The organism is Exiguobacterium sp. SH0S7, from assembly GCF_004337195.1.
Lineage (GTDB): Bacteria > Bacillota > Bacilli > Exiguobacteriales > Exiguobacteriaceae > Exiguobacterium > Exiguobacterium aurantiacum_A.
The window spans coordinates 686,162-705,335 of record NZ_SJVA01000001.1 but is presented as its reverse complement, the minus strand read 5'-3'; the positions used below and the strand labels follow the sequence as shown (position 1 = coordinate 705,335).

At 53.6% G+C, this 19,174-nt stretch carries 25 protein-coding genes; 20 read left to right on the top strand and 5 right to left on the bottom strand.

Annotation, left to right across the window (positions count from 1 at the left end; all coding sequences use genetic code 11):
- Positions 1-40 precede the first annotated feature (40 nt).
- From EVJ22_RS03640 to EVJ22_RS15450, 4 genes are read left to right on the top strand one after another with little or no spacing between them, the layout of a single operon-like run.
- Positions 41-550: a HEAT repeat domain-containing protein gene (locus EVJ22_RS03640; protein ID WP_071398054.1), complete on the top strand. Its 510-nt coding sequence runs from the start codon at positions 41-43 to the stop codon at positions 548-550.
- Positions 551-606: 56 nt separating this feature from the next.
- The gene (locus EVJ22_RS03635) at positions 607-1,152 is read left to right on the top strand and encodes an RNA polymerase sigma factor (RefSeq protein WP_071398053.1); all 546 of its coding nucleotides are present in this window, start codon (positions 607-609) and stop codon (positions 1,150-1,152) included.
- On the top strand, positions 1,149-1,892 hold the full coding sequence (locus EVJ22_RS03630; protein ID WP_071398052.1) for a hypothetical protein: 744 nt from the start codon (positions 1,149-1,151) through the stop codon (positions 1,890-1,892). Before EVJ22_RS03635 ends, EVJ22_RS03630 begins: the two co-directional genes overlap by 4 nt.
- Positions 1,893-1,925: 33 nt before the next feature.
- Complete coding sequence (locus tag EVJ22_RS15450) at positions 1,926-2,099, top strand: hypothetical protein (RefSeq protein ID WP_158625491.1); 174 nt, start codon at positions 1,926-1,928, stop codon at positions 2,097-2,099.
- Positions 2,100-2,158: 59 nt separating this feature from the next.
- Here the strand turns inward: EVJ22_RS15450 and EVJ22_RS03625 are convergent, their stop codons facing one another.
- Positions 2,159-2,839 (bottom strand): excalibur calcium-binding domain-containing protein, encoded by a 681-nt coding sequence (locus EVJ22_RS03625; RefSeq protein ID WP_071398050.1) that lies wholly within the window; start codon positions 2,837-2,839, stop codon positions 2,159-2,161.
- Between the two features lie 237 nt (positions 2,840-3,076).
- Here EVJ22_RS03625 and EVJ22_RS03620 point away from each other — a divergent pair, with 237 nt between their 5' ends.
- From EVJ22_RS03620 to EVJ22_RS03570, 11 genes are all read left to right on the top strand, one after another.
- A complete protein-coding gene (locus EVJ22_RS03620; RefSeq protein WP_071398049.1) occupies positions 3,077-3,727 on the top strand; it encodes an SIMPL domain-containing protein in 651 nt (216 codons plus the stop codon).
- Complete coding sequence (locus EVJ22_RS03615) at positions 3,724-4,146, top strand: hypothetical protein (protein WP_131443258.1); 423 nt, start codon at positions 3,724-3,726, stop codon at positions 4,144-4,146. The genes EVJ22_RS03620 and EVJ22_RS03615 overlap by 4 nt, the downstream gene beginning before the upstream one ends.
- A gap of 133 nt (positions 4,147-4,279) precedes the next feature.
- On the top strand, positions 4,280-4,750 hold the full coding sequence (locus EVJ22_RS03610) for a flavodoxin family protein (RefSeq protein ID WP_233589585.1): 471 nt from the start codon (positions 4,280-4,282) through the stop codon (positions 4,748-4,750).
- Between the two features lie 112 nt (positions 4,751-4,862).
- Complete coding sequence (locus EVJ22_RS03605; RefSeq protein ID WP_071398046.1) at positions 4,863-5,264, top strand: hypothetical protein; 402 nt, start codon at positions 4,863-4,865, stop codon at positions 5,262-5,264.
- Between the two features lie 82 nt (positions 5,265-5,346).
- A complete protein-coding gene (locus EVJ22_RS03600; protein ID WP_071398045.1) occupies positions 5,347-6,459 on the top strand; it encodes a M14 family metallopeptidase in 1,113 nt (370 codons plus the stop codon).
- A 91-nt stretch (positions 6,460-6,550) separates the two neighbouring features.
- Entirely contained in the window at positions 6,551-7,351 is an 801-nt protein-coding gene (locus EVJ22_RS03595; RefSeq protein ID WP_131443256.1) for an alpha/beta fold hydrolase, read from the top strand.
- A 271-nt stretch (positions 7,352-7,622) separates the two neighbouring features.
- Positions 7,623-8,051: a CBS domain-containing protein gene (locus EVJ22_RS03590; protein ID WP_071398043.1), complete on the top strand. Its 429-nt coding sequence runs from the start codon at positions 7,623-7,625 to the stop codon at positions 8,049-8,051.
- A 77-nt stretch (positions 8,052-8,128) separates the two neighbouring features.
- On the top strand, positions 8,129-9,382 hold the full coding sequence (locus EVJ22_RS03585; RefSeq protein ID WP_071398042.1) for a hypothetical protein: 1,254 nt from the start codon (positions 8,129-8,131) through the stop codon (positions 9,380-9,382).
- Positions 9,383-9,493: 111 nt separating this feature from the next.
- A complete protein-coding gene (locus tag EVJ22_RS03580; protein ID WP_071398041.1) occupies positions 9,494-9,760 on the top strand; it encodes a winged helix-turn-helix transcriptional regulator in 267 nt (88 codons plus the stop codon).
- Between the two features lie 80 nt (positions 9,761-9,840).
- The gene (locus EVJ22_RS03575) at positions 9,841-10,344 is read left to right on the top strand and encodes a cupin domain-containing protein (RefSeq protein ID WP_071398040.1); all 504 of its coding nucleotides are present in this window, start codon (positions 9,841-9,843) and stop codon (positions 10,342-10,344) included.
- Complete coding sequence (locus EVJ22_RS03570; protein ID WP_071398039.1) at positions 10,341-11,231, top strand: aldo/keto reductase; 891 nt, start codon at positions 10,341-10,343, stop codon at positions 11,229-11,231. Before EVJ22_RS03575 ends, EVJ22_RS03570 begins: the two co-directional genes overlap by 4 nt.
- 42 nt (positions 11,232-11,273) lie before the next feature.
- Here EVJ22_RS03570 and EVJ22_RS03565 read toward each other — a convergent pair whose 3' ends face one another.
- The gene (locus EVJ22_RS03565; RefSeq protein ID WP_131443254.1) at positions 11,274-12,968 is read right to left on the bottom strand and encodes a M3 family oligoendopeptidase; all 1,695 of its coding nucleotides are present in this window, start codon (positions 12,966-12,968) and stop codon (positions 11,274-11,276) included.
- A gap of 206 nt (positions 12,969-13,174) precedes the next feature.
- Here EVJ22_RS03565 and EVJ22_RS03560 point away from each other — a divergent pair, with 206 nt between their 5' ends.
- From EVJ22_RS03560 to EVJ22_RS03550, 3 genes are all read left to right on the top strand, one after another.
- Positions 13,175-13,675 (top strand): PTS sugar transporter subunit IIA, encoded by a 501-nt coding sequence (locus EVJ22_RS03560; protein ID WP_070328619.1) that lies wholly within the window; start codon positions 13,175-13,177, stop codon positions 13,673-13,675.
- Between the two features lie 89 nt (positions 13,676-13,764).
- A complete protein-coding gene (locus EVJ22_RS03555; protein ID WP_071398037.1) occupies positions 13,765-14,364 on the top strand; it encodes a helix-turn-helix domain-containing protein in 600 nt (199 codons plus the stop codon).
- 57 nt (positions 14,365-14,421) lie between these two features.
- Positions 14,422-14,910 carry an SMI1/KNR4 family protein gene (locus tag EVJ22_RS03550; RefSeq protein ID WP_071398036.1) on the top strand — a complete coding sequence of 163 codons (489 nt, stop codon included), beginning with the start codon at positions 14,422-14,424 and terminating at the stop codon, positions 14,908-14,910.
- Positions 14,911-14,950: 40 nt separating this feature from the next.
- On the opposite strand, the gene EVJ22_RS03545 is transcribed toward EVJ22_RS03550, so the two are convergent.
- The 3 genes from EVJ22_RS03545 to EVJ22_RS03535 all read right to left on the bottom strand — a co-directional run bounded on the left by EVJ22_RS03545 (position 14,951) and on the right by EVJ22_RS03535 (position 17,513).
- Positions 14,951-15,376: a hypothetical protein gene (locus EVJ22_RS03545; protein ID WP_071398035.1), complete on the bottom strand. Its 426-nt coding sequence runs from the start codon at positions 15,374-15,376 to the stop codon at positions 14,951-14,953.
- 63 nt (positions 15,377-15,439) lie between these two features.
- Positions 15,440-16,633 (bottom strand): ABC transporter permease, encoded by a 1,194-nt coding sequence (locus tag EVJ22_RS03540; RefSeq protein WP_071398034.1) that lies wholly within the window; start codon positions 16,631-16,633, stop codon positions 15,440-15,442.
- On the bottom strand, positions 16,623-17,513 hold the full coding sequence (locus tag EVJ22_RS03535; protein WP_071398033.1) for an ABC transporter ATP-binding protein: 891 nt from the start codon (positions 17,511-17,513) through the stop codon (positions 16,623-16,625). The genes EVJ22_RS03540 and EVJ22_RS03535 overlap by 11 nt, the downstream gene beginning before the upstream one ends.
- 119 nt (positions 17,514-17,632) lie before the next feature.
- Here EVJ22_RS03535 and EVJ22_RS03530 point away from each other — a divergent pair, with 119 nt between their 5' ends.
- Positions 17,633-18,577: a VOC family protein gene (locus tag EVJ22_RS03530; RefSeq protein ID WP_071398032.1), complete on the top strand. Its 945-nt coding sequence runs from the start codon at positions 17,633-17,635 to the stop codon at positions 18,575-18,577.
- Positions 18,574-19,173 carry an alpha/beta hydrolase gene (locus EVJ22_RS03525; protein WP_071398031.1) on the top strand — a complete coding sequence of 200 codons (600 nt, stop codon included), beginning with the start codon at positions 18,574-18,576 and terminating at the stop codon, positions 19,171-19,173. The genes EVJ22_RS03530 and EVJ22_RS03525 overlap by 4 nt, the downstream gene beginning before the upstream one ends.
- The last annotated feature ends 1 nt before the right edge of the window (position 19,174 follow it).

The window sequence follows — 19,174 nt, the reverse complement described above, 5'->3', positions numbered from 1 at the left end:
CCTTTTTCTGTAAAATGAGAATGAGGAAAGAGGTGGGAGAATGGACATCCGAGAACTATTGAACGGTGGGGACTTGCGCTCCATCGGTCACGTCGATGCGGTCGTCGCTTTCGTCGGGAACGACCCGGAACGATTCAATGAATTGATGAACGGATTGACTGATGACCGTCCCGTCGTCCGGATGCGGAGCGCAGATGCGATGGAGAAAGTGACACGTCGTCATCCGGAACTGCTGCGACCGCATCAAGCGTCCTTATTCCAACAGCTACATACTACTACTCAACAAGAAGTGAGATGGCACTTGGCTCAAGTGATGCCACGGATGACGTGGACGGAGGATGAGGCAACCGACATCGTCCGTGTGCTCAGCGGTTGGATTGAAACGGAGACGAGCAATATCGTCATCGTCAACTCGCTGCAGGCCATCTTCGACTTGAACGCCGTGCATTCACGTTTCCGCGACGAGCTGAAAGCCTTGCTCGAGACGCAACTCGAGACGGGGAGTCCAGCCGTGAAGAGCCGCTCAAAAAAACTTTTACGAAACGTGTGACCGATTGGCTCCATTTCCGGTCTATAGAAGTGTAAATCATCGAGAGGGGGATTCGATTGGACGATCAAGCGATCATCGATTTGTATTGGAGGCGTTCCGAGCGGGCGATTGAAGCGACGGCGCAAAAGTACGGCGGCTATTGTCATTCGATTTCGTATAATATTTTGCATAGCCGAGAAGACGCGGACGAGTGCGTCAATGACACGTACATGAAGGCGTGGCAAGCGATTCCGCCGACCCGTCCAGCGCGGCTCGCCGCCTATTTGGCGAAGCTGGTCCGTAACGTCTCGCTCCACAAGTATGAGAAGGCGAACGCCAAGAAACGCGGAGCCGGGCAAGTCCCCCTCATCGTCAGTGAGCTCGAGCACTGTCTCGCCTCCTCCGTCGCGACCGATTCGGAAGTCGTCGAGCTATTGAACGATTTTTTGGCCCAGTTGCCACAAGAGACCCGACAGATCTTTATGGGGCGTTACTTTCACTTTCAGTCGATTAAAGACATCGCGAAGATGCGCCAGGTGAGCGAGAGCAAGGTGAAGATGGTGCTGCTGCGAACTCGGAACGACTTGAAGCAAGTGCTCGAAGCGGAAGGGGTGGCGCTATGAACGGAGATCGGCTCACACGTTTGATGGGAGACGTCGATGACTGTTTCGTTGAGGAATCGATGGTGGTTGAAGTCAAAAAGCGGAGACATTGGCGTTGGATTGGCGGTCTCATCGCAGCAGCTGCTGTCACACTCTTTGCCGTGACATGGGATGGTTTTAAAGAACTGATTCCGCTATCGGACAGCTCGAGCAATATGTCGGTCGCGTATATTGATGAAGAGGACATCGATGTCGGGATGTCGTCCGCAAACCTGGCCGAGATGAGTGAGGATGAACTGTTCTCGAAATGGGATCCCATTGTGGTGCGTGGCATTGTGAAGCAGATTGACCAGATTGAACTCGACTTCAACGGACAAGAGGAATATCAATCGATTGTGACGATTGGCGTGACAGACGTCTATCGGGGAGATATCGGGCCGGGCAGCACGATTCAAGTTCTCACGGTTGCCGGTGTCGGTTCCAAGGTGCTTCAGTCGGATGCGGACGTCATCTCTGAACTTCGCCTCGGCACGGAAGGAATTTTTATGCCGAGACGGCATGATGCTTCCCACATCTGGTCACAAAATGGGGCCATGCTTCAAGTGATGGATGTGAGTGATTACGGCTTTCCAGACGGTGATCGATATATGTTCCTAGAGACGGACGAAGGGCTCGTCTTCAGTCGTGATGCCTATCCATCATTGAATGGCGCTGAAACACTCGATGACGTGGAGGCGTTCATGATGGAACGGTTCCGTTAAAGGGAAGAGGATATGGAAGAGGAGAGGGCTACGATGACAGAGCAGAATTGGCGTGCGTCAGGGGTAGGACTCGGTTTAGTGTTTGGGGCGGGGATCGGAATCATTGGGTCGCTCCTGTTTGATTTTGAACTGGTGTATGGGATTGCGGCAGGTGCAGCACTCGGCTATCTCGTTGGACTCGTGGTGTCATTGACAACTCGGGTGTAAGAAGTAAGAAGCATAAAAAATCAACCTCACCGATGATGGGAGATTGATTCTGGCATCCATTATTCACAAGCCCAGCCGTCTTTATCACGGTCCATGCTCGGCTGGTAAGCCGCATGATCTGAACTGACACCACCCGGGTAAGTGCCGCGGAGGTCCGTACAGTTTTGGAACTTTTGACTTGTCGGCGCAGCAGCGGCCGAGTAAGACGAACTTTCATTTACGGATGCGGCTTTCAAAGCGCTTGCCTCTTGCTCGGCTTGTGTAATGAGATTGGCAGCTTTTTCTTTCGCTTCATTGAGTTGAGCTTGGGCGACGCTTGCCGCTTCATCCTCAGCTTTGGAAAGAATCGTGTCGGCTTTAGACTCTGCCTCTTTTACAAGTTGTAAAGCTTGTTGTTCGGCTTCGGCAATTTGAAGTTTGGATTTTTCGTCAGCTTCTACACGAAGTACTTCGACTTCTTCCATCGAATTGTCTAATTCTTGTTGGGCGGCCTCGACTTTGGTTTGGAGAGCGACGTATTTAGCTTGTTCTGCGGAAAGATCTTGCTCATACACTTGTCGGCTCACTTTCGTCGCTTGCGTGTACGCCGAACCAACTAAAATTAAGATGGCGCAAGTGATTAGAACACGTGTAGATTCGTTAAATTTTTGATGACGCCACATCAGGAATAATCCTAATGGGAACAGTAAAATGAGTGCAACGATGATGACGTCGGCTCGTTCGAATAATTTTTTGTTCAATGAATAAATCCTCCTCATATATATGTGCAAAAACAACCTTACCAATATACCATCATTTAACAATAAAGGGGAATGGAATAATTAATTTCCAAATGAGAATAACTGTCACCAACTCTAGACAAAAAAGTCTGTGTCGACTGTTTGGAACACCTGTGTACATGAATGGAGTTCCGTTTATAATGTGTCTTCAAAAACGTAGTGCAATTCGACTTTTTTAGCTTATAAGGAGGAAATCGTATGGACCGTACGATCACAGTCAAAGGAACAGGAAAAGTATCGGCCAAACCGGATTTGATTGTCGTAAAAATGGAGTTAACTTCGAAGGCCGTGCGCTATGAGGAGACGATGAATCTAGCGGCGACGGCCATGGCGCGTCTGCAAAAGGCGCTTGGACAGGTCGGCTTCGATAAGACCGCTCTAAAGACGACGGACTTCTCGATCGATACAGACTATGAAAGTTACCGTGACGAGGATGGAAATTATAAATCTCGTTTCCGTGGCTATGTGTGTGAGCAACGAACAAAACTTGAGTTTGACCTCGACACGAAACGCTTGTCTGACGTCATCCAAAGCGTCACGAATTCAATGGCAGATCCGAAACTGTCCATCAAGTTCACAATTAAAGATTCAGATACGGTTAGCGATGCACTCCTCGCCAGCGCGGCGGAGAGTGCGTTGCATCGGGCTGAACTGTTGACGAAAGCGGCCGGTGCGAAGCTTGGGGAATTGAAACGGATTGACTATACGTGGGCCGAGCTCCATCTTTACTCGCCAACTAATTTGGTATTCCATGAAGAGGTGTTCCATTCACAGGCGTCGATGCCAGAGCTTCAGCCGGACGATATCGATTTGAGCGATACGGCGACGTTCGTCTGGGCGATCGAATGAAACGAGTCGTCTGGATGGTGGCGTTGCTGCTGTCTGTCTCAGTGTCGGTCCACGCCATGTCCTGGGCGTATGCGTTCGTTGTCTTGGACGGACGGGTGTATGAAGTGACGGACGAAGTCGTCGCTGAGGCGGATCTTGGTGAGGTCGTCGGCGAGGTCGAGACGTTGGCCGACGATATGACCGGCGACTATTACGGCGACGCCTCGAACATGTATCCGATCGGCACAGAATATCGTCAAGTTGATGGAGAGTCGGTCGAAGACGTGCTCGCGGTCGAGGATGGGACGGAGTGGAAGCGGGCCAAATTCGTCCATGAGGCGCCGTTTGACAGCCGAAATCATCTAGACGTGATCGCCTATGCCGCCATCGGCTTGGGAATCGCCGTATTTTTTGGCGCTAGACTGAGGAAACAGCGATGAACTTATATGACGTTGAGGAACAGACTTCGAATCGGATTATAGAGAAAAGAATGGATACATGATGAGCGGTCCACCATTAAGGGAATAGTCCCATGTAGACCGAGAGAGCTTTCGCTTAATGGAGGGATACGTCATGAAAATCCTCATCACTTTTGACTCGATGTACGGATGCACAGAAAAAGTCGCCCACGCCATCAAGGACGGATTCGACGAGCTTCATCAAGTCGAGGCGGTTCACATCAGTCATATCGGCTACGGGGATCTCGCCAACCTTGATTTACTCGTCGTCGGGTCACCGACACACGGCGGGCGTGAGACCGAGGACGTGAAGACGTTTCTCGACGGACTGTCGGATCATGCGCTCCGCGGAGTGCGGGCCGCAGCGTTCGATACGAGCATGGCCGAAGAAGACCAAGGCTATTTCGTCGGGAAGATCGTCAAATGGTTCGGCCACGCCTCGACCCGGATCGGCCGGGAGCTTACGGAAAAAGGGGCAGAGCCCGTGCTTCAAGAATCATTCCTCGTCCTCGACAAAGAAGGACCGCTCAAAGATGGAGAGCTCGAGCGGGCCCGCGACTGGGCAAGTCATCTGTTCGATAAGTGAACGAAGACGCGTTCCTGATGGGATGCGTTTTTTGTTGTGTCATATGACCGAACTGCATGAAAAACGGGTAAATACAAGTGTAGCTCTTTTTCGTAAGATTGGAGGGAGAACGATGAAAAAATGGGAACGAGATGTCCTTGTCGGTTGGATCGTCGTCTTGCTTGTGTTGATTGCCCATTACGTGATGACCGTGTCGCTCGGCAACACCTACTTTGCCGAATCGACGTTGAATCGGATGCTTTGGTTCAGTAGCTTCCCGGCTTTTTTGATCGCATTTATCGCAGCGTTGTTCCAAAAAACGAACACGCTCACGCTTGCCGTCCGGCGCGCCGTCATTTGGACAGCCGAGCTCGTCGTCGGGTTTTCACTTGTCGCCTTGTTCTTCCGCGCGTTCGTACCGTTGTTCGCAAGCCCTGGTGCGTATTGGCTGTTCGGTGCCGTCTTGCTCGCCCCGCTTGTCTACTTGTTTGCGTTCCGCCGCCAAGACCGCGGCACGAAAGCCGGAGCCCATTAATCGAAACGCCTTCCTCGGGAGGCGTTTTTAGCTTGCCTCGAAATGGGAAAGGGGTACAGAAGACATGAATGGAGGGAATACTATGAGTACTTATTTTTCATCATCTTACGACGAGTCGCGCGAGAGGTTTCTCGATTTGCTCGACACCGTCAAACAATACTACCCGAGCGCGCGGACGATGTCGCATTCGATCGGGGAAGATACGATCGACGTGATCATCGGCGAACCGGCCGGGTCACGTGAGGCGATGCTGCTCATGACGATCGGCGAGCATGGGATCGAAGGCTACGCCGGTGCGGCTGTGACCACGCAATTCATCGAGACACAGCTCGGCAACGTCCGCCATGACGTGACAGGCGTCTGCTTCATCCATGCGGTCAACCCATGGGGGATGAAACATTTCCGGCGCGTCAACGAACATAACGTCGATTTGAACCGAAACTACGTCGTCGACCGAGAATCGCTGCCGCGAAACGTCAATAAAGAGTATGAGGTGATGCGCCACTTGTTCGTCCCGGACGGTGTCATCGACGACTATCACGAGGCGCGCGAACACATTTATTCGTTCCTCGGCTCTGGCATCAAGCTCGACGGGTTCGACGCGATGACCGAGGCGAAAGGGATGGGCCAGTACCAATTCCCGAAAGGCGTCTATTATGGCGGAGACGCCGACGAACCGTCCGCCGTCTTCATGAAAGAGATCCAGCACGATCTTCTCGACCGTTACGACCGGGTCGTCCATATGGACTGGCACACCGCGCTCGGGCCGACGAACGAAGTGACGATGCTCGTCAGCGAGCGGGACGGACGCAGCGCCGAGCAGTTAAAACAGACGTACGGGTTGAAGAACATCAAGACGTACGATCCGGAAGCCGTGCTTGGCGATTCGACGAACCATTTTTATTACGTTCGTGACACGCATTACCCGGACAAGCAGCTCGTCTCGGCCTTGTTCGAGTTCGGGACGTTCGGGACGTCGACGAAAGCGCTGATCCGCGAATTTTTGACGATCATTTTAGAGAATCGCCTCTATTTCGAAGGCACGAAAGATCCGGAGGCACGTAACGGCATCAAAAAAGAATTCATGGCTATGTTCTACCCGGAAGACGAGACGTGGAAGACGTCCGTGTTACGAGAAGGCGCGCAAGCGGTCGAGCATATTTTGAAGGCCGAATCGCTCTGGCGCGACGGTTGACAGGTTTTCAGTTCGCTCAAACGGGAACAGATGGGTTGTGGGCAAACGTACGGCGCACAACGCTCAACAATACGATTGGGGGTTTTGAATAATGGGAAATTACATTACAGCACATGACGGGACGTCTATTTTTGTCGAGGACGTCGGAACGGGTGACGCGGTCGTCTTCTTGCACGGCTGGCCGGCGAACAACAACATGTTCGAGTATCAGAAAAACGCGCTGTTGGATGCGGGCTACCGCTATGTCGGTATCGATTACCGCGGTTACGGGAAGTCGGACGCACCGGCTACGGGCTATGACTACGAGACGATGGCGTCTGACGTGAACATGGTCGTCAACGGCCTCGGTGTCAAAGACTTCACACTCGTCGGCTTCTCGATGGGTGGGGCGATCGCGATCCGCTATGCGGTCGATTATCCGGACGGCGGTTTGAAAAAACTTATCCTCGCCGGCGCGGCGGCACCGGTGTTCACGCAACGCCCGGACTATCCGTACGGGATGACAAAAGAAGAAGTCGACGCGTTGATCGAAGATACGAAACGCGACCGGGCCTCGATGTTGACTGGGTTCGGCGAGATCTTCTTTGAGAAGAAGCATCCAGAGCCGCTTCAAAACTGGTTCCACAGCTTGTCGCTCATCGCCTCGAGCCACGGGACGATCGCCTCGGCGAAAGCGCTCCGCGACGAGGACCTTCGTGAAGACTTGCCGAAAGTCGGCGTCGAGACGCTGATCATCCATGGCGTCCACGACAAAGTCTGTCCGTTCGAGTTTGCCCTAGAGATGGAAAAAGGCATCCCGAACGCGCGCATCGAGCGTTTCGAGGAGAGCGGTCACGGTACCGTGCTCGATGAGATGGAGAAGTTCAATCAAACGATGTTACAATTTATCTGATTAGACGAGACGCCTTGATCAAAGGCGTCTTTTTTTATGGACTCGGACGGGTAGAATCGATGCGTACAGGGTATAAATAATTGGAGTTACTTTCCAGTTTTCTGTTGATGACGTGTCACGCCGGTCCTGTTCTTGTAAAGGACTTTTTTCTGTGGCAGCAACTAATGAAGGGAGGGTGAAACAATTGTGGGGTGCTTTCAACTATTGCGGTCAACCCTACGATTCATGGTACAATAGCGTGGTGGATTAACAGATTGAGGAGAGATTATATATGAACATCGCTTTCTTTTTATATCCGAAAGAAGACGTCAAATATTTAGACCCGGAGTCGACGGTGCGGCAAGCGCTCGAGAAGATGAAGCATCATCGCTTCACCTCGGTGCCGCTCGTATCCGAGAACGGCTTTTACGCCGGAACGATGACGGAAGGAGACTTACTGTGGGCACTCGCCGAACAACTTCGCGGGGAAGAAGATTACGAGAAAGTGCTCCGGACTCGCCTGAAAGACATCAAACAACGTATACGCTATAAACCGGTATCAATCACGGCGCAAATCGAGGAGCTCGTCGATGCGATCACCGATCAAAACTTCGTGCCGGTCGTCGATGACGGCAAGTATTTCATTGGCATCATCCGACGCCGTGACATCATCGAGTACTACTCGACGAAATTGAAACAGCTTGAGAGCGAAGTGAATTGAGCGAATGCACCAACCTGTGTGAAAGCGGGTTGGTTTTTGTATGTGTGATTACAAGCGATGGGGGAGGCAAGCTACAGATGGAAGCACGAGTCATTGAATCGATTGAGCTATGGTTTCAAGAGGCAGGGTCTGAGGAAGCGGTGAACTTCATCGATTTCATGCTGTTTTTGAATGAATCGGCGTATTCGTTGCTTCACCGAGACACGTTACATGGCATCTTCACCTATCAGGTCCGCTACCAAGACGGGACCTCTCAGTCCGTCTCGTTTGATAAAGATGAGTGGGTTGTCCATGAACGGAATGAATGGCAAACCGGTATGAGCGGCGGTGAGTGGGTATGGTGGCTTGTCGAGCGATGGCGTTTTGTCGTGGAGTGGTGGAGCGGTCGGGACTTCCGGACGGGTGACGTGATTGAGGAAAGCTTTTATGGGACAATTCCTTACGGTGAAATTCAACACCTCGACGTCCTGTTGTATTCAATCATCGAAAACGATGCCCTCAACACAAAAGCATTGATTAAAGAGGGTTATTACCATGACCCGCTGCTGCATGAATGGATTGCGATTCCCGATTCGACGGACAGCCTACGGTCGCTCGTCTTGACCTTCTGTTACAACGAAGGGATTCTTAAGATACCCCGAACCATCGAGCGGATTGAGGTGACGTTCACCGATTTGACGACAGGAGCGGTCCAATCGCTTGCAAGTGCACTCGAAGCGTATGAGAAGCCGGCAGACCTCGATTTAGATGATATGATGTATCGCGATGACATGTTTTATCGCGACGAATCCATTCAAGGGACGATTCGTTATGAGGTGACATATCAAGGCGGAAGGGTCCAATATGTCGAACATGATAAGTTGGAGATATTCATGGACTGGGACATGGCGATGATCAATTGGTTTTTCGAACATTGGAAAAAACTGTACGAAGCGTATGCCGAAAAGTCGTTTCCATCCGGTCGACCGTTGCAACGCTTTGAATCGGGCTATGATTATTGGAAAGCGAGACTATCGCCTGAAGCGTGGGACGAGCTTATCCATTCGACAGACCCTTTCGACCAGCAACGTTTAACGGATAAGAGACCTCGTGACGAGATTCAAAGAGCAAAAGAGCAGTTCGAGATGATGTTCAATCAAACAGCGGAACTCTACCTCGAGAATTTGCGACACGGATTCTATGTTGATCAACTGTTGGAACAACGAATCGACGTCGAAAGTTCATTCGATGCCGTGATTGCGCTTTACAAAGAAATATCCGAGGCAGAACGGAAAAGGCGAGCGAGGGAGCAACTGCTTTATGGGAAAAAGGATGAAGGAAACCTAAATTGATTCTGGTTTCCTTCATTTTTCTATATACTGTTCATGAACATTTTCAAACTGAGTTACACGCGATCGAGCCTTTAACTGTAACTAGAAAGACGACTTCCGCGAAGGAAAGTCATCATCATGTGTCATTTGATCAAAGGCGAACGCCGGACGAGTGAATTGAAAAAGCTCATGCCGAACATCACGCAAAAAATGCTCACGCAACAGTTGCGTGAGCTCGAGGCGGACGGCGTCATCATCCGGACCGTCTATGAACAAGTCCCGCCGAAAGTCGTCTATTCGCTTTCTGACTATGGCTGGTCGCTCCAATCGATCCTCGACGCCATGTGCGCCTGGGGCGAAGTGCATATCGAACAAACCGGTGAAGACGTGATTTCCTGATCGAATGGTCGCACAATCTTGTGCGGCCGTTTTTTGTTGCCTCATGTCGGGTACATTGTCAGAGACAAGGAGGCGATCACATGGACATGTCCACATATCGATTTAAAGATGACGGCTCGATCCCGAACAACCCGTATTACCCGGTGCTGTTATACCGACGCGTGTTCGAAGAGGCGGACGGCATCCAGGCGACGTTCGAGCATAACGGTTGGGGTAACAGTTGGGTGAACGGTGTGTTCGACTATCACCACTATCACAGCAACACGCACGAGGTGCTCGGGGTGAGGTCAGGCCGTGCGACCGTTCAACTCGGCGGCGCGACCGGCGATCTCGTCTCGTTGAATGCCGGTGACGTGTTGATCCTGCCAGCAGGGACGGGACACCGCCGACTCGAGGCGAGCGATGACTTCGAAATCGTCGGGGCGTATCCGGAAGGACGCGACTATGACACGTTGACGGGCAAGCCGGAAGAACGCCCGGACAACGTCCATCGAATCGAACGCGTCGACAAACCGGCGACCGATCCCGTCTTCGGGACGACAGGGCCGTTGCACGATCAATGGATCAAGGAGGAAACAACATGAACCGAATTCCACACACACTGATTTTGGCGGCATTGAAACAACACGTGGTCAAATTGCCGGACGGGCGCGAGATGCGCGCCCTCGGTCAAGGCACGTGGCGCATGGGCGATGACGCATCAAAACATGACGCGGAGATCGAGGCGTTACAGACAGGTCTCGACTGCGGATTACACGTCATCGACACGGCCGAGATGTACGGGGAAGGCAAGTCGGAGACACTCGTCGGGGAAGCAATCCAAGACCGTCGCGAGGACGTTTTCCTCGTCTCGAAAGTGTATCCACATAACGCCGGGGGCGACAAGCTCGTACAGGCGTGCGACGCGACGCTCGAGCGGCTCGGCACCGACTATCTCGACCTTTACTTGTTGCATTGGCGCGGCAACATCCCGCTCAAGGAGACGGTCGACGGGCTCGAACAGCTGAAAGCAGACGGGAAGATCCGGGCGTGGGGCGTCTCAAACTTTGACGTCGACGACATGAAGGAACTGCTCGCCTTGCCGAACGGGAAGCATTGTGCGGTCAACCAAGTGCTGTATCATCTCGGCAGCCGCGGCATCGAGCACGACTTGTTGCCGTTCCTAGAAGAGCAGCGCATCCCGATGATGGCCTATTCGCCGCTCGCTGAAGGCAGCGACGTGAAAGAGAAGATTTTTAACGATGAGACGGTGAAACAAATCGCCGAGGCGTATCATGCGTCGGTGGCTCAAATCCTGCTCGCGTGGACTGTGCGGAGCGGCAACGTTATCGCCATCCCGAAAGCGGGGCAGAAAGCGCACGTCGAAGAGAACGGGGCAGCGCTGCTCCTCAATTTGACTGAAGAAGATTTCAAAGCGCTCGACGAGGCGTTCCCGCCGCCGAGCGGGAAAGAACCGTTAGATGTGATTTAAAAAAAGGTGAGTCCACAGCGTGGGCTCACCTTTCGTATGTCTTTAGTTTGCTAACGGGTGCTTCAATAGATAGTCTTCAATCTGTCCGAGCGTTTCTTTTAAAACACCGTCTTCGAACGGTGACTTCAATCCGGCGAGGTCGACGAGCTCGAGGAACGAGCGGCTGCCGCCGGCCTGACAGAGCGTGAGGTAATCGCTCCACGCCGACTCACGGTCCTCATGCATGCGCACCCAGAACTGGAAGGCACATACTTGGGCGAGCGTGTAGTCGATATAGTAGAACGGGCTTTGGAAGATGTGGCCTTGTTGGTGCCACCACGCGCCCGACTCGAGATAGTCGTTCGTCTCATAGTCGCGGTGCGGCAAGTACGCCTTCTCAAGGTCACGCCGCGCCTGACGACGTTCGGCTGCCGTCATGTCGGGCTTCCGATAGACGATGTGCTGGAACTCGTCGACGAGGACGCCGTACGGGAGGAACGTGACGCTTCCGGCCAAGTGGTTGAACTTGTACTTGTCGACCTGGTCGCCGAAGAACAGCTCCATCCACGGCCAGCAGAAGAACTCCATCGACATCGAGTGGATCTCACACGCCTCGTACGTCGGGAACGCATATTCCGGTGTCGTCAAATGACGGCTCTCGTACACTTGGAAGGCGTGACCGACCTCGTGCGTGAGCACGTCGATGTCGCCCGCCGTGCCGTTGAAGTTCGAGAAGATGAACGGGAGGCCTTCAGACGGTAAGTACGTGCAGTAACCGCCGCCGGCTTTGCCGGGCTTCGCCGTAAGATCGAGGGCACCGCGCTCTTGCATGTACTGGAAGAACTCGTCCGTCTCGCTTGAGAGCTCACGGTACATCTTGTTGCCGCCCTCGATGATGAACGACTCGTCGCCTTGCGGTGTCGCGTTGCCGTCCGGGAAGACGAACGATTCGTCATAGTAGCGGAGCGTATCGACAGCGATGCGTTTCGCCTGCTTGTCTTTTAACGTCGTCGCGAGCGGGACGATGACGTCGCGCACTTGTTTACGGAAGTTGTCGACCATCGACTCATCATAGCCGACGCGTTGCATCCGGGCGTAGCCGAGTTCGACGAACGACGGGAAGTCGAGCGCGTGCGCGATCTCGGTCCGGACGCGGACGAGTTCGCCATAGATCCGGTCGAGCTCGTCACCGTTGTCGGCGAGGTATGTATAACGCGCCTCGGACGCTGCTTTTCGTACCGACCGGTCGGGTGACTGTAAGTATGGGCCGAACTGTGACAAGTTGAGCGTCTTGCCATCGAACTCGATCTGTGCGGCCGACATCACTTTTTGATAGCTCGTCGCGAGTCGGTTCTCTTCTTGCAGTTTCGGGATGAGCGATTCGTCGAACGTTTTGAGTGCCCGTTCCGCGAGTTCGAACAATTGGCTGCCCCATTCCGCTTCGAGCTGGCTGCGGAGGTCGTGCTCCGTCAAGACGCGATAGTACGCCTGGACTTCTTTCTCGTAGACCGGCAACGCGTCGTCAAAGAACGTCTGCTCGGCTTCGTAGAACGCATCGCGCGTATCGATCGAGTGGCGGATCGCGACGAGCTGACTTTGCGTCTCGAACGCGTTCCGTTCCTGGTTGATTTGGCGAATCAATTCGTTCGCCTCTTCGAGTGTGCTCGCTTGCTGCAATTCGACTGAATAGTCCGACAATCGGCTGTTTAAAACGTCCACGTCGGGCCGTTCGTATGACAATTTTGTGAAAGTAGTCATTGTAAGCGCCTCCATCATGTGAAATTTTTATAAAGTGTAAAAAGGGCTTGCAAAAGCGATTGCACACTCGTATTCTTACGATGTGTAAACGAATTCGCACTACCTTAATACAACTATACCGTGAATAGGGTAGGGATTGAAGTAATAGCTTTTCGGGTATAAAAGCTAAGACTTTGATTAACAGAACATGTTGGAGGGATTAAGCTATGGGATTCTTTAAAAAACTTTTTGGTGGTAAAGACGAGCAACTGAACGCGGTTTCACCGCTTACAGGGAAAGTCATCGATATTACGAACGTGCCTGACCAAGTGTTCTCACAAAAAATGATGGGTGATGGCATCGCCATCGAACCGACAGACGGAAAAGTCGTCTCACCGGTCAACGGGACAATCGCGACGGTCTTCCCGACGAAACACGCGATCGGCATCAACGCGGACAACGGTGCGGAGTACTTGATCCACATCGGTTTGGACACGGTCAACCTTAAAGGTGAAGGCTTCGAGACGCACGTCACGGAAGGCCAAGCCGTCAAAGCAGGCGACCCGCTCGTCACGTTCGACCTTGACTTCATCAAAGCGAACGCACCGTCGACGATCACACCGATCATCATCACGAACCATGACAGCTTCGCTGTGAACAAACTTGTTGCTGAAGGCGACAACGTCACAGCTGGTTCATCTGAAGTCGTCGAGTTGACGAAAAAATAATTAATTCGACCACTTGCTCGGAAGCATGCGCTTCCGAGTATTTTTTTGTGGATTCGGGAACTATAATGGAAAAGAGGGGGTAGAATTCAATGGATGGTAAAAATGCACCGTACCGGGGTTATGGGGACCGGATCCGAATCTTGCGTGAGCGGACGGGTATCTCAATCGAGGCACTCGCCGAACAGATTGGTGTCGCTCCGTACTTTATTCGCCGGACCGAGCTCAGTGAAGTGTACCCGACGATGCCTTACATAGAGGCGCTCGCCGAGGCGCTGAAGATTGACGCGAACTACTTGGCACGGCACATTTGGACGGGGGAATCCCTGAAGGTGCTCATGAAAGGCAAAGCCCCTGAACTCGAACAGATGAAGCTCGCCTATGAAGAAGCGATGCACGGGAAGTCGACGGAAGACATGCAGCGTCAGCTCGAGACACGCATGCGCATCTTCGACTTGATGCACGAAGAGGAACTGCGCCGCATCTTTGAAGAGGACGAGGAACCGACGTCGCACCACGCGTTAGAAGCGTTGGTCGATGCCGTGCTCGACCTCGGACGGACGCATGAGGCGACACATCGCATCGTCCCGTTCGCCCGCTATGTCGATCAGCTCGTCCCGGAACAATTCGTCGATAACTCGTTCCAATATACGGAGTTTGGCATCGTCGATAAGTCGTATAAGTTGCAGTGAGCGAGGCCGTGGGCGACCACGGCTTTTTCAATATGTATAAAAGGAGTGATGAGCAGCATGGTCGCAGTTCAAGCACTGAAACAAAGACTAGTGAACAATCGGCTCGACGTGCAATTAGAAGAAGGATACGTGAATCAGTTGGCTTTTGCGTTCAACCATCCCGGAACAGACGATGAGTTAGACCGGTTACCGAAAGAAACACCGCTAGCGGTCCGTGCATTATTAAAAGAACATAACGGAGCTAAATTGTTTGAAGATGTGGAGTACGGTGGAGGGATTGAGCTATTTTCGGTTGAAGAAATCATCGCAAGCCGTGAACGATGGGAATGTCCTCCATCTTTTCTCCCTATAGGGGCCGGTCGTGACGGAGAATGGATTGTCTGTGAATACATAAGCGAAACGGAAGACCGGATGTGGATAGGCGAGTTTTTGACCTTTGATGAAGCCGATGCGAGGTTGAATCGTTTGCCCTTTAATTTTTCACGGTGGCTAGATTATTTGATCGTGGCACAAGGAGCCGCGTTCTGGGACTGGTTTCGAACATGAAAAAGAACGGCTACCCAAAGGGCAGCCGTTCTTGACATTATCAACGCATTGGTCTTGCTTCATAACGCACTTTCGGTTTCGTCCCGGCAAGCAGGAAGCCGAGCACGATGTTGAGAATCGTGAGTACCCAGCCGACGTAACCGAACGTATAGGCGAGGCTCGCGAGCATCGTCTGCCAGTCGAGTAAGGATGCGGCATCACCGCGAACGGTGAAACGGATGATCGTGAATCCGACGAGTGTCGCCGCCGTGATCAAAATCCCGATCCACGCGCCGCCGAACCTTGACGTCTCAGAACGTCTACTGACCGGATACCAAAACGCGAGCGTTCCGAGGAACGTGCTGCCCGCGTATGCGAGCAAGATTTGCCACAACGCGTCGGCCTCTAAGAAGACGGTATAACAGATGAACGTCGTGAGCGTCGTCATGAATGTAAAGATCAAGGCTGCGAGTAATCGTGATCGCATAGTTCGTTTCCTCCTCATTTTGCACATTCTTTAGAGTATACGAAAACGAAAATGCTGTAAACGTTATTGACGATTTTGTAATATTTGACGCCATTGTTTAATCGCATTGTTGCCATAGAACAGGACGCCGCCGCGATAGAACTTCGAGCCGATCCAGAGGATGACACCGATCGAACCGAGCATGATGCCGATCGACAAGGCGACTTCCCAGACCGGTACGTCGACGAGCATGACGCGGAGGAACATGAGCATCGGCGTGAAGAACGGGACGAACGACAAAATCGTGACGATCTGCGCTTCCGGATTGTTCAACCCGAACATCGCGGCGAGGAAACCGGCGACGAGGAGCATGATGACCGGCATCGTCATCTGCTGTGACTCTTCGACGCGGCTGACGAGCGAGCCGAGGACGGCGAACATGGCCGCATAGAGCAGATAGCCGAGCGTGAAGAACGTCAATAAGTAGATGACGGCCCGGGCGTTGCCGGCGTTGTCGATGACCGATTGGGCCATCTCGTTGCTACGGGCGCTGAAGTAACCGAACCCGAGGAAGATGCCGATCTGTAACAGGGCGAGCGTACCGATCGCCGAGATCTTGGCGAGCATGTGCGTCACCGGATGCGTCGTCGAGATGATCAGTTCCATGACGCGCGACGACTTCTCGGTCGTCACTTCGGTCGAAATCATCGAGCCGTACGTGATGATCGATACGTAGAGCAGCATGAGCATGATGTAGACGAAAGCGAATGACGAGAACAGCTCCTCTGAGTTCTCGCCGCCACGGCCGAGGTAAGACTCCTCGATCGGGACCGGCTCGTTCAAAGCGGCGAGGACGGCCGGGTCAATGTTTGACGTCTCGATCAACTCGGCGTTGCGGACTTCGCGGAGCGCCGTCTGCAGGAGCGTCGTGAAATCGGGCTCCGGACGGTCGGACAAGACGCGGGCCGAAGCACCGTCGATGAAGGCGACGATCTCGTAATCTCCATTTTCGAGCCCCGCGCGCGCCTCGGTCTCGGTGATGTCGGCCGATCTGACCCCTTCGTAACCGAGCGACTGCATGATTTCAGTCAGTTCGGCGTTCTGCGTGACAAGGAGCGCCTGACCTTGGTCGGTGTCCTCGAAGTTCGCGAGCAGACGGTCGATGTTCGTGAAGCCGAGGATGAACACGATCGTCAAGATCGTCGAGATGAGGAACGCCTTCGACCGCAGTTTCGAGCGCAACGTGAACGCGTACAGTGGTTTGAAGTTATGAAACATGGCTGCCTACCTCCTTGATGAAGATATCGTTGAGCGAGACGGGTTGGCGCATGAACGTCTTGACGGAAGCACCTGCTTGCACGAGGGCGCCGAGCACCGCGTCGCTGCCTTCGAACGAGTCGAGCCGGACGAGGTGACCGTCGCGATGAGGTTCGACCGCTTTGACGATCGGGAGTGCCGTGAGGACGTCGACGCGATCGGTCTCGATGAAGAGCACGGGCTCGGCGTAACGCGACTTGATCGTCGGGACGTCGCCGCTGACGACGGCGCGGCCGCCTTTCAAGATGCCGATATGTTGGCACAGCTCTTCGACGTGCTCCATCCGGTGACTCGAGAAGACGATCGTCGTCCCTTCGTCGCGCAGGGCGAGCACTTCACGCTTCAAGATCTCGACGTTGACGGGATCGAGGCCGCTGAACGGCTCATCCAAAATGAGCAGTTCCGGGTTGTGGAGCAGCGCCGCGATCAACTGAATCTTTTGCTGGTTTCCTTTTGACAGCTGTTCGACACGCATCGTCTCGTACTGCGGGATCTCGAGCCGTTCAAGCCACGACTTGACGGCACGTTTCGCCTCAGCCGACTTCATGCCTTTCAGGCTGGCGAGAAAGACGAGCTGGTCGCGGACGGGCGACTTCGGATACAGGCCGCGCTCTTCCGGCAAATAACCGACGATGCGATGGTCGACGTTGCGTCCGTCCCAGAGAATCGTGCCGTCGGTCGGCTTTAAAATGTCTAAGATCATCCGGAACGTCGTCGTCTTGCCGGCACCGTTCGCCCCGAGCAGGCCGTACATCTCGCCACTGGGGACGTGAAAGCTCAAGTCGTCGACGGCCGTGAACTCCCCGAACTGCTTCGAGACACGGTCAATTTGTAAAGTCATATGTAAGTCCTCCTTATTAGGTGTCTACTCCTAGCGTACGGCATTGTGAGCAAAAAGTTTCACTTTTCATCGAAAATGATTTATCTTGAAATCAAGATAATAAAAAAGGGGGACATGTCATGACGACGTACTCAGCAGGTATCCATCACATCTCGGCGATGGTGAAAGACCCGCAACGCACATTAGATTTCTACGGCAACGTCCTCGGACTTCGTTTCATCAAGCAGACGGTCAACTTCGACGACCCGGGCACGTACCACTTTTACTTTGGCGATGAAACCGGGACGCCGGGTACGGTCATCACGTTCTTCCCGATACCAGGTATCGGGAAAGGCAGCGTCGGTAGCGGGCAGGTCGGTGTCACCGCGTATCTCGTACCAGTTGGCAGTCTCTTGTTTTGGGAAGTGCGTCTCCGCGAACATGGTGTCGCGACGGTCGCGACCGAACGATTCGGCGAGCCGTCGTTGTTGTTCGAAGACCCGGACGGACTCGTCGTCGAGCTCGTCGCACGTGAGAGCGCGAAACAGACGGACTGGCTCGTTCCAGGCGTGACGAAACAACAAGCGATCACCGGGTTCGCCGGGGCGACGCTTTTGTCGAAAGACCCGGAGGCGACGGTGCGGCTATTGACCGAACTGTTTGGCTTCACGAAGACGGGGGAAGATTCGGAATGGGTCCGACTTGAGGGCGAAGCCGATTACGGCAACGTCATCGACGTCAAAAAAGCCGTACTCCCGAACGGGGTGCCGGGGTCGGGGACGGTCCATCATATCGCCTGGCGCATCACGGACGGCGACGATTATAACGCTTGGCAAGATGCGATCTTTGACCGCGGCCTCCGTCCGACCGAGGTGAGAGAGCGGCACTACTTCCGCTCGGTCTACTTCCATGACGAAGGACGCATCTTGCACGAGCTCGCGACCGACACACCCGGGTTCCTCGTTGATGAAACGATCGATGAACTCGGCAGCGTGCTGAAGCTGCCGGACTGGCTCGAAGTCGACCGCGACAAGATCATACGTACGTTACCAACCATCACAATTCCGAGAGGAGACAGAATATGATTCATCAATTCATTAAAGGCACGACCGAGACGACGCTCGTCTTGTTGCACGGTACAGGCGGGACGGAGCAGGACTTGATCCCGCTCGCCCGTGAACTATCAACCGAAGTAAATATTCTCACGCTCCGGGGCGATGTCCTCGAGAACGGCATGTCCCGGTTCTTCCGCCGTCACGCGGAGGGCGTGTTAGACCTTGAGGATTTGAAGAAACAGACGGAGCGCTTCCTCGCGTTTCTTGACGAGGCGGCGGCTAAATACGGTGTCGCCCGCGACAAGATGATCCCGCTCGGCTACTCGAACGGTGCCAACTTGATCGGATCGGTCCTTTATCGGGACAACGCGTTCAAGGCGTCGCTCTTGTTCCATCCGATGGTGCCCGACCGCTCGCTCACGCTCCCTGACTTGACGGGTGCGACCGTGTTCATCTCGGCCGGCGAGCGTGACCCGATTTGTCCGAAACAAGAAACAGAAGAGCTGACGTCGACGCTACGGGAAGCCGGAGCGGACGTCGAGCTCTTCTATCACGGGGGCGGGCACGAGCTGCGAATGGAGGAAGTCGAAGCGGCTCGGGCATGGGTTGTGCCGTTAATCGATTGAA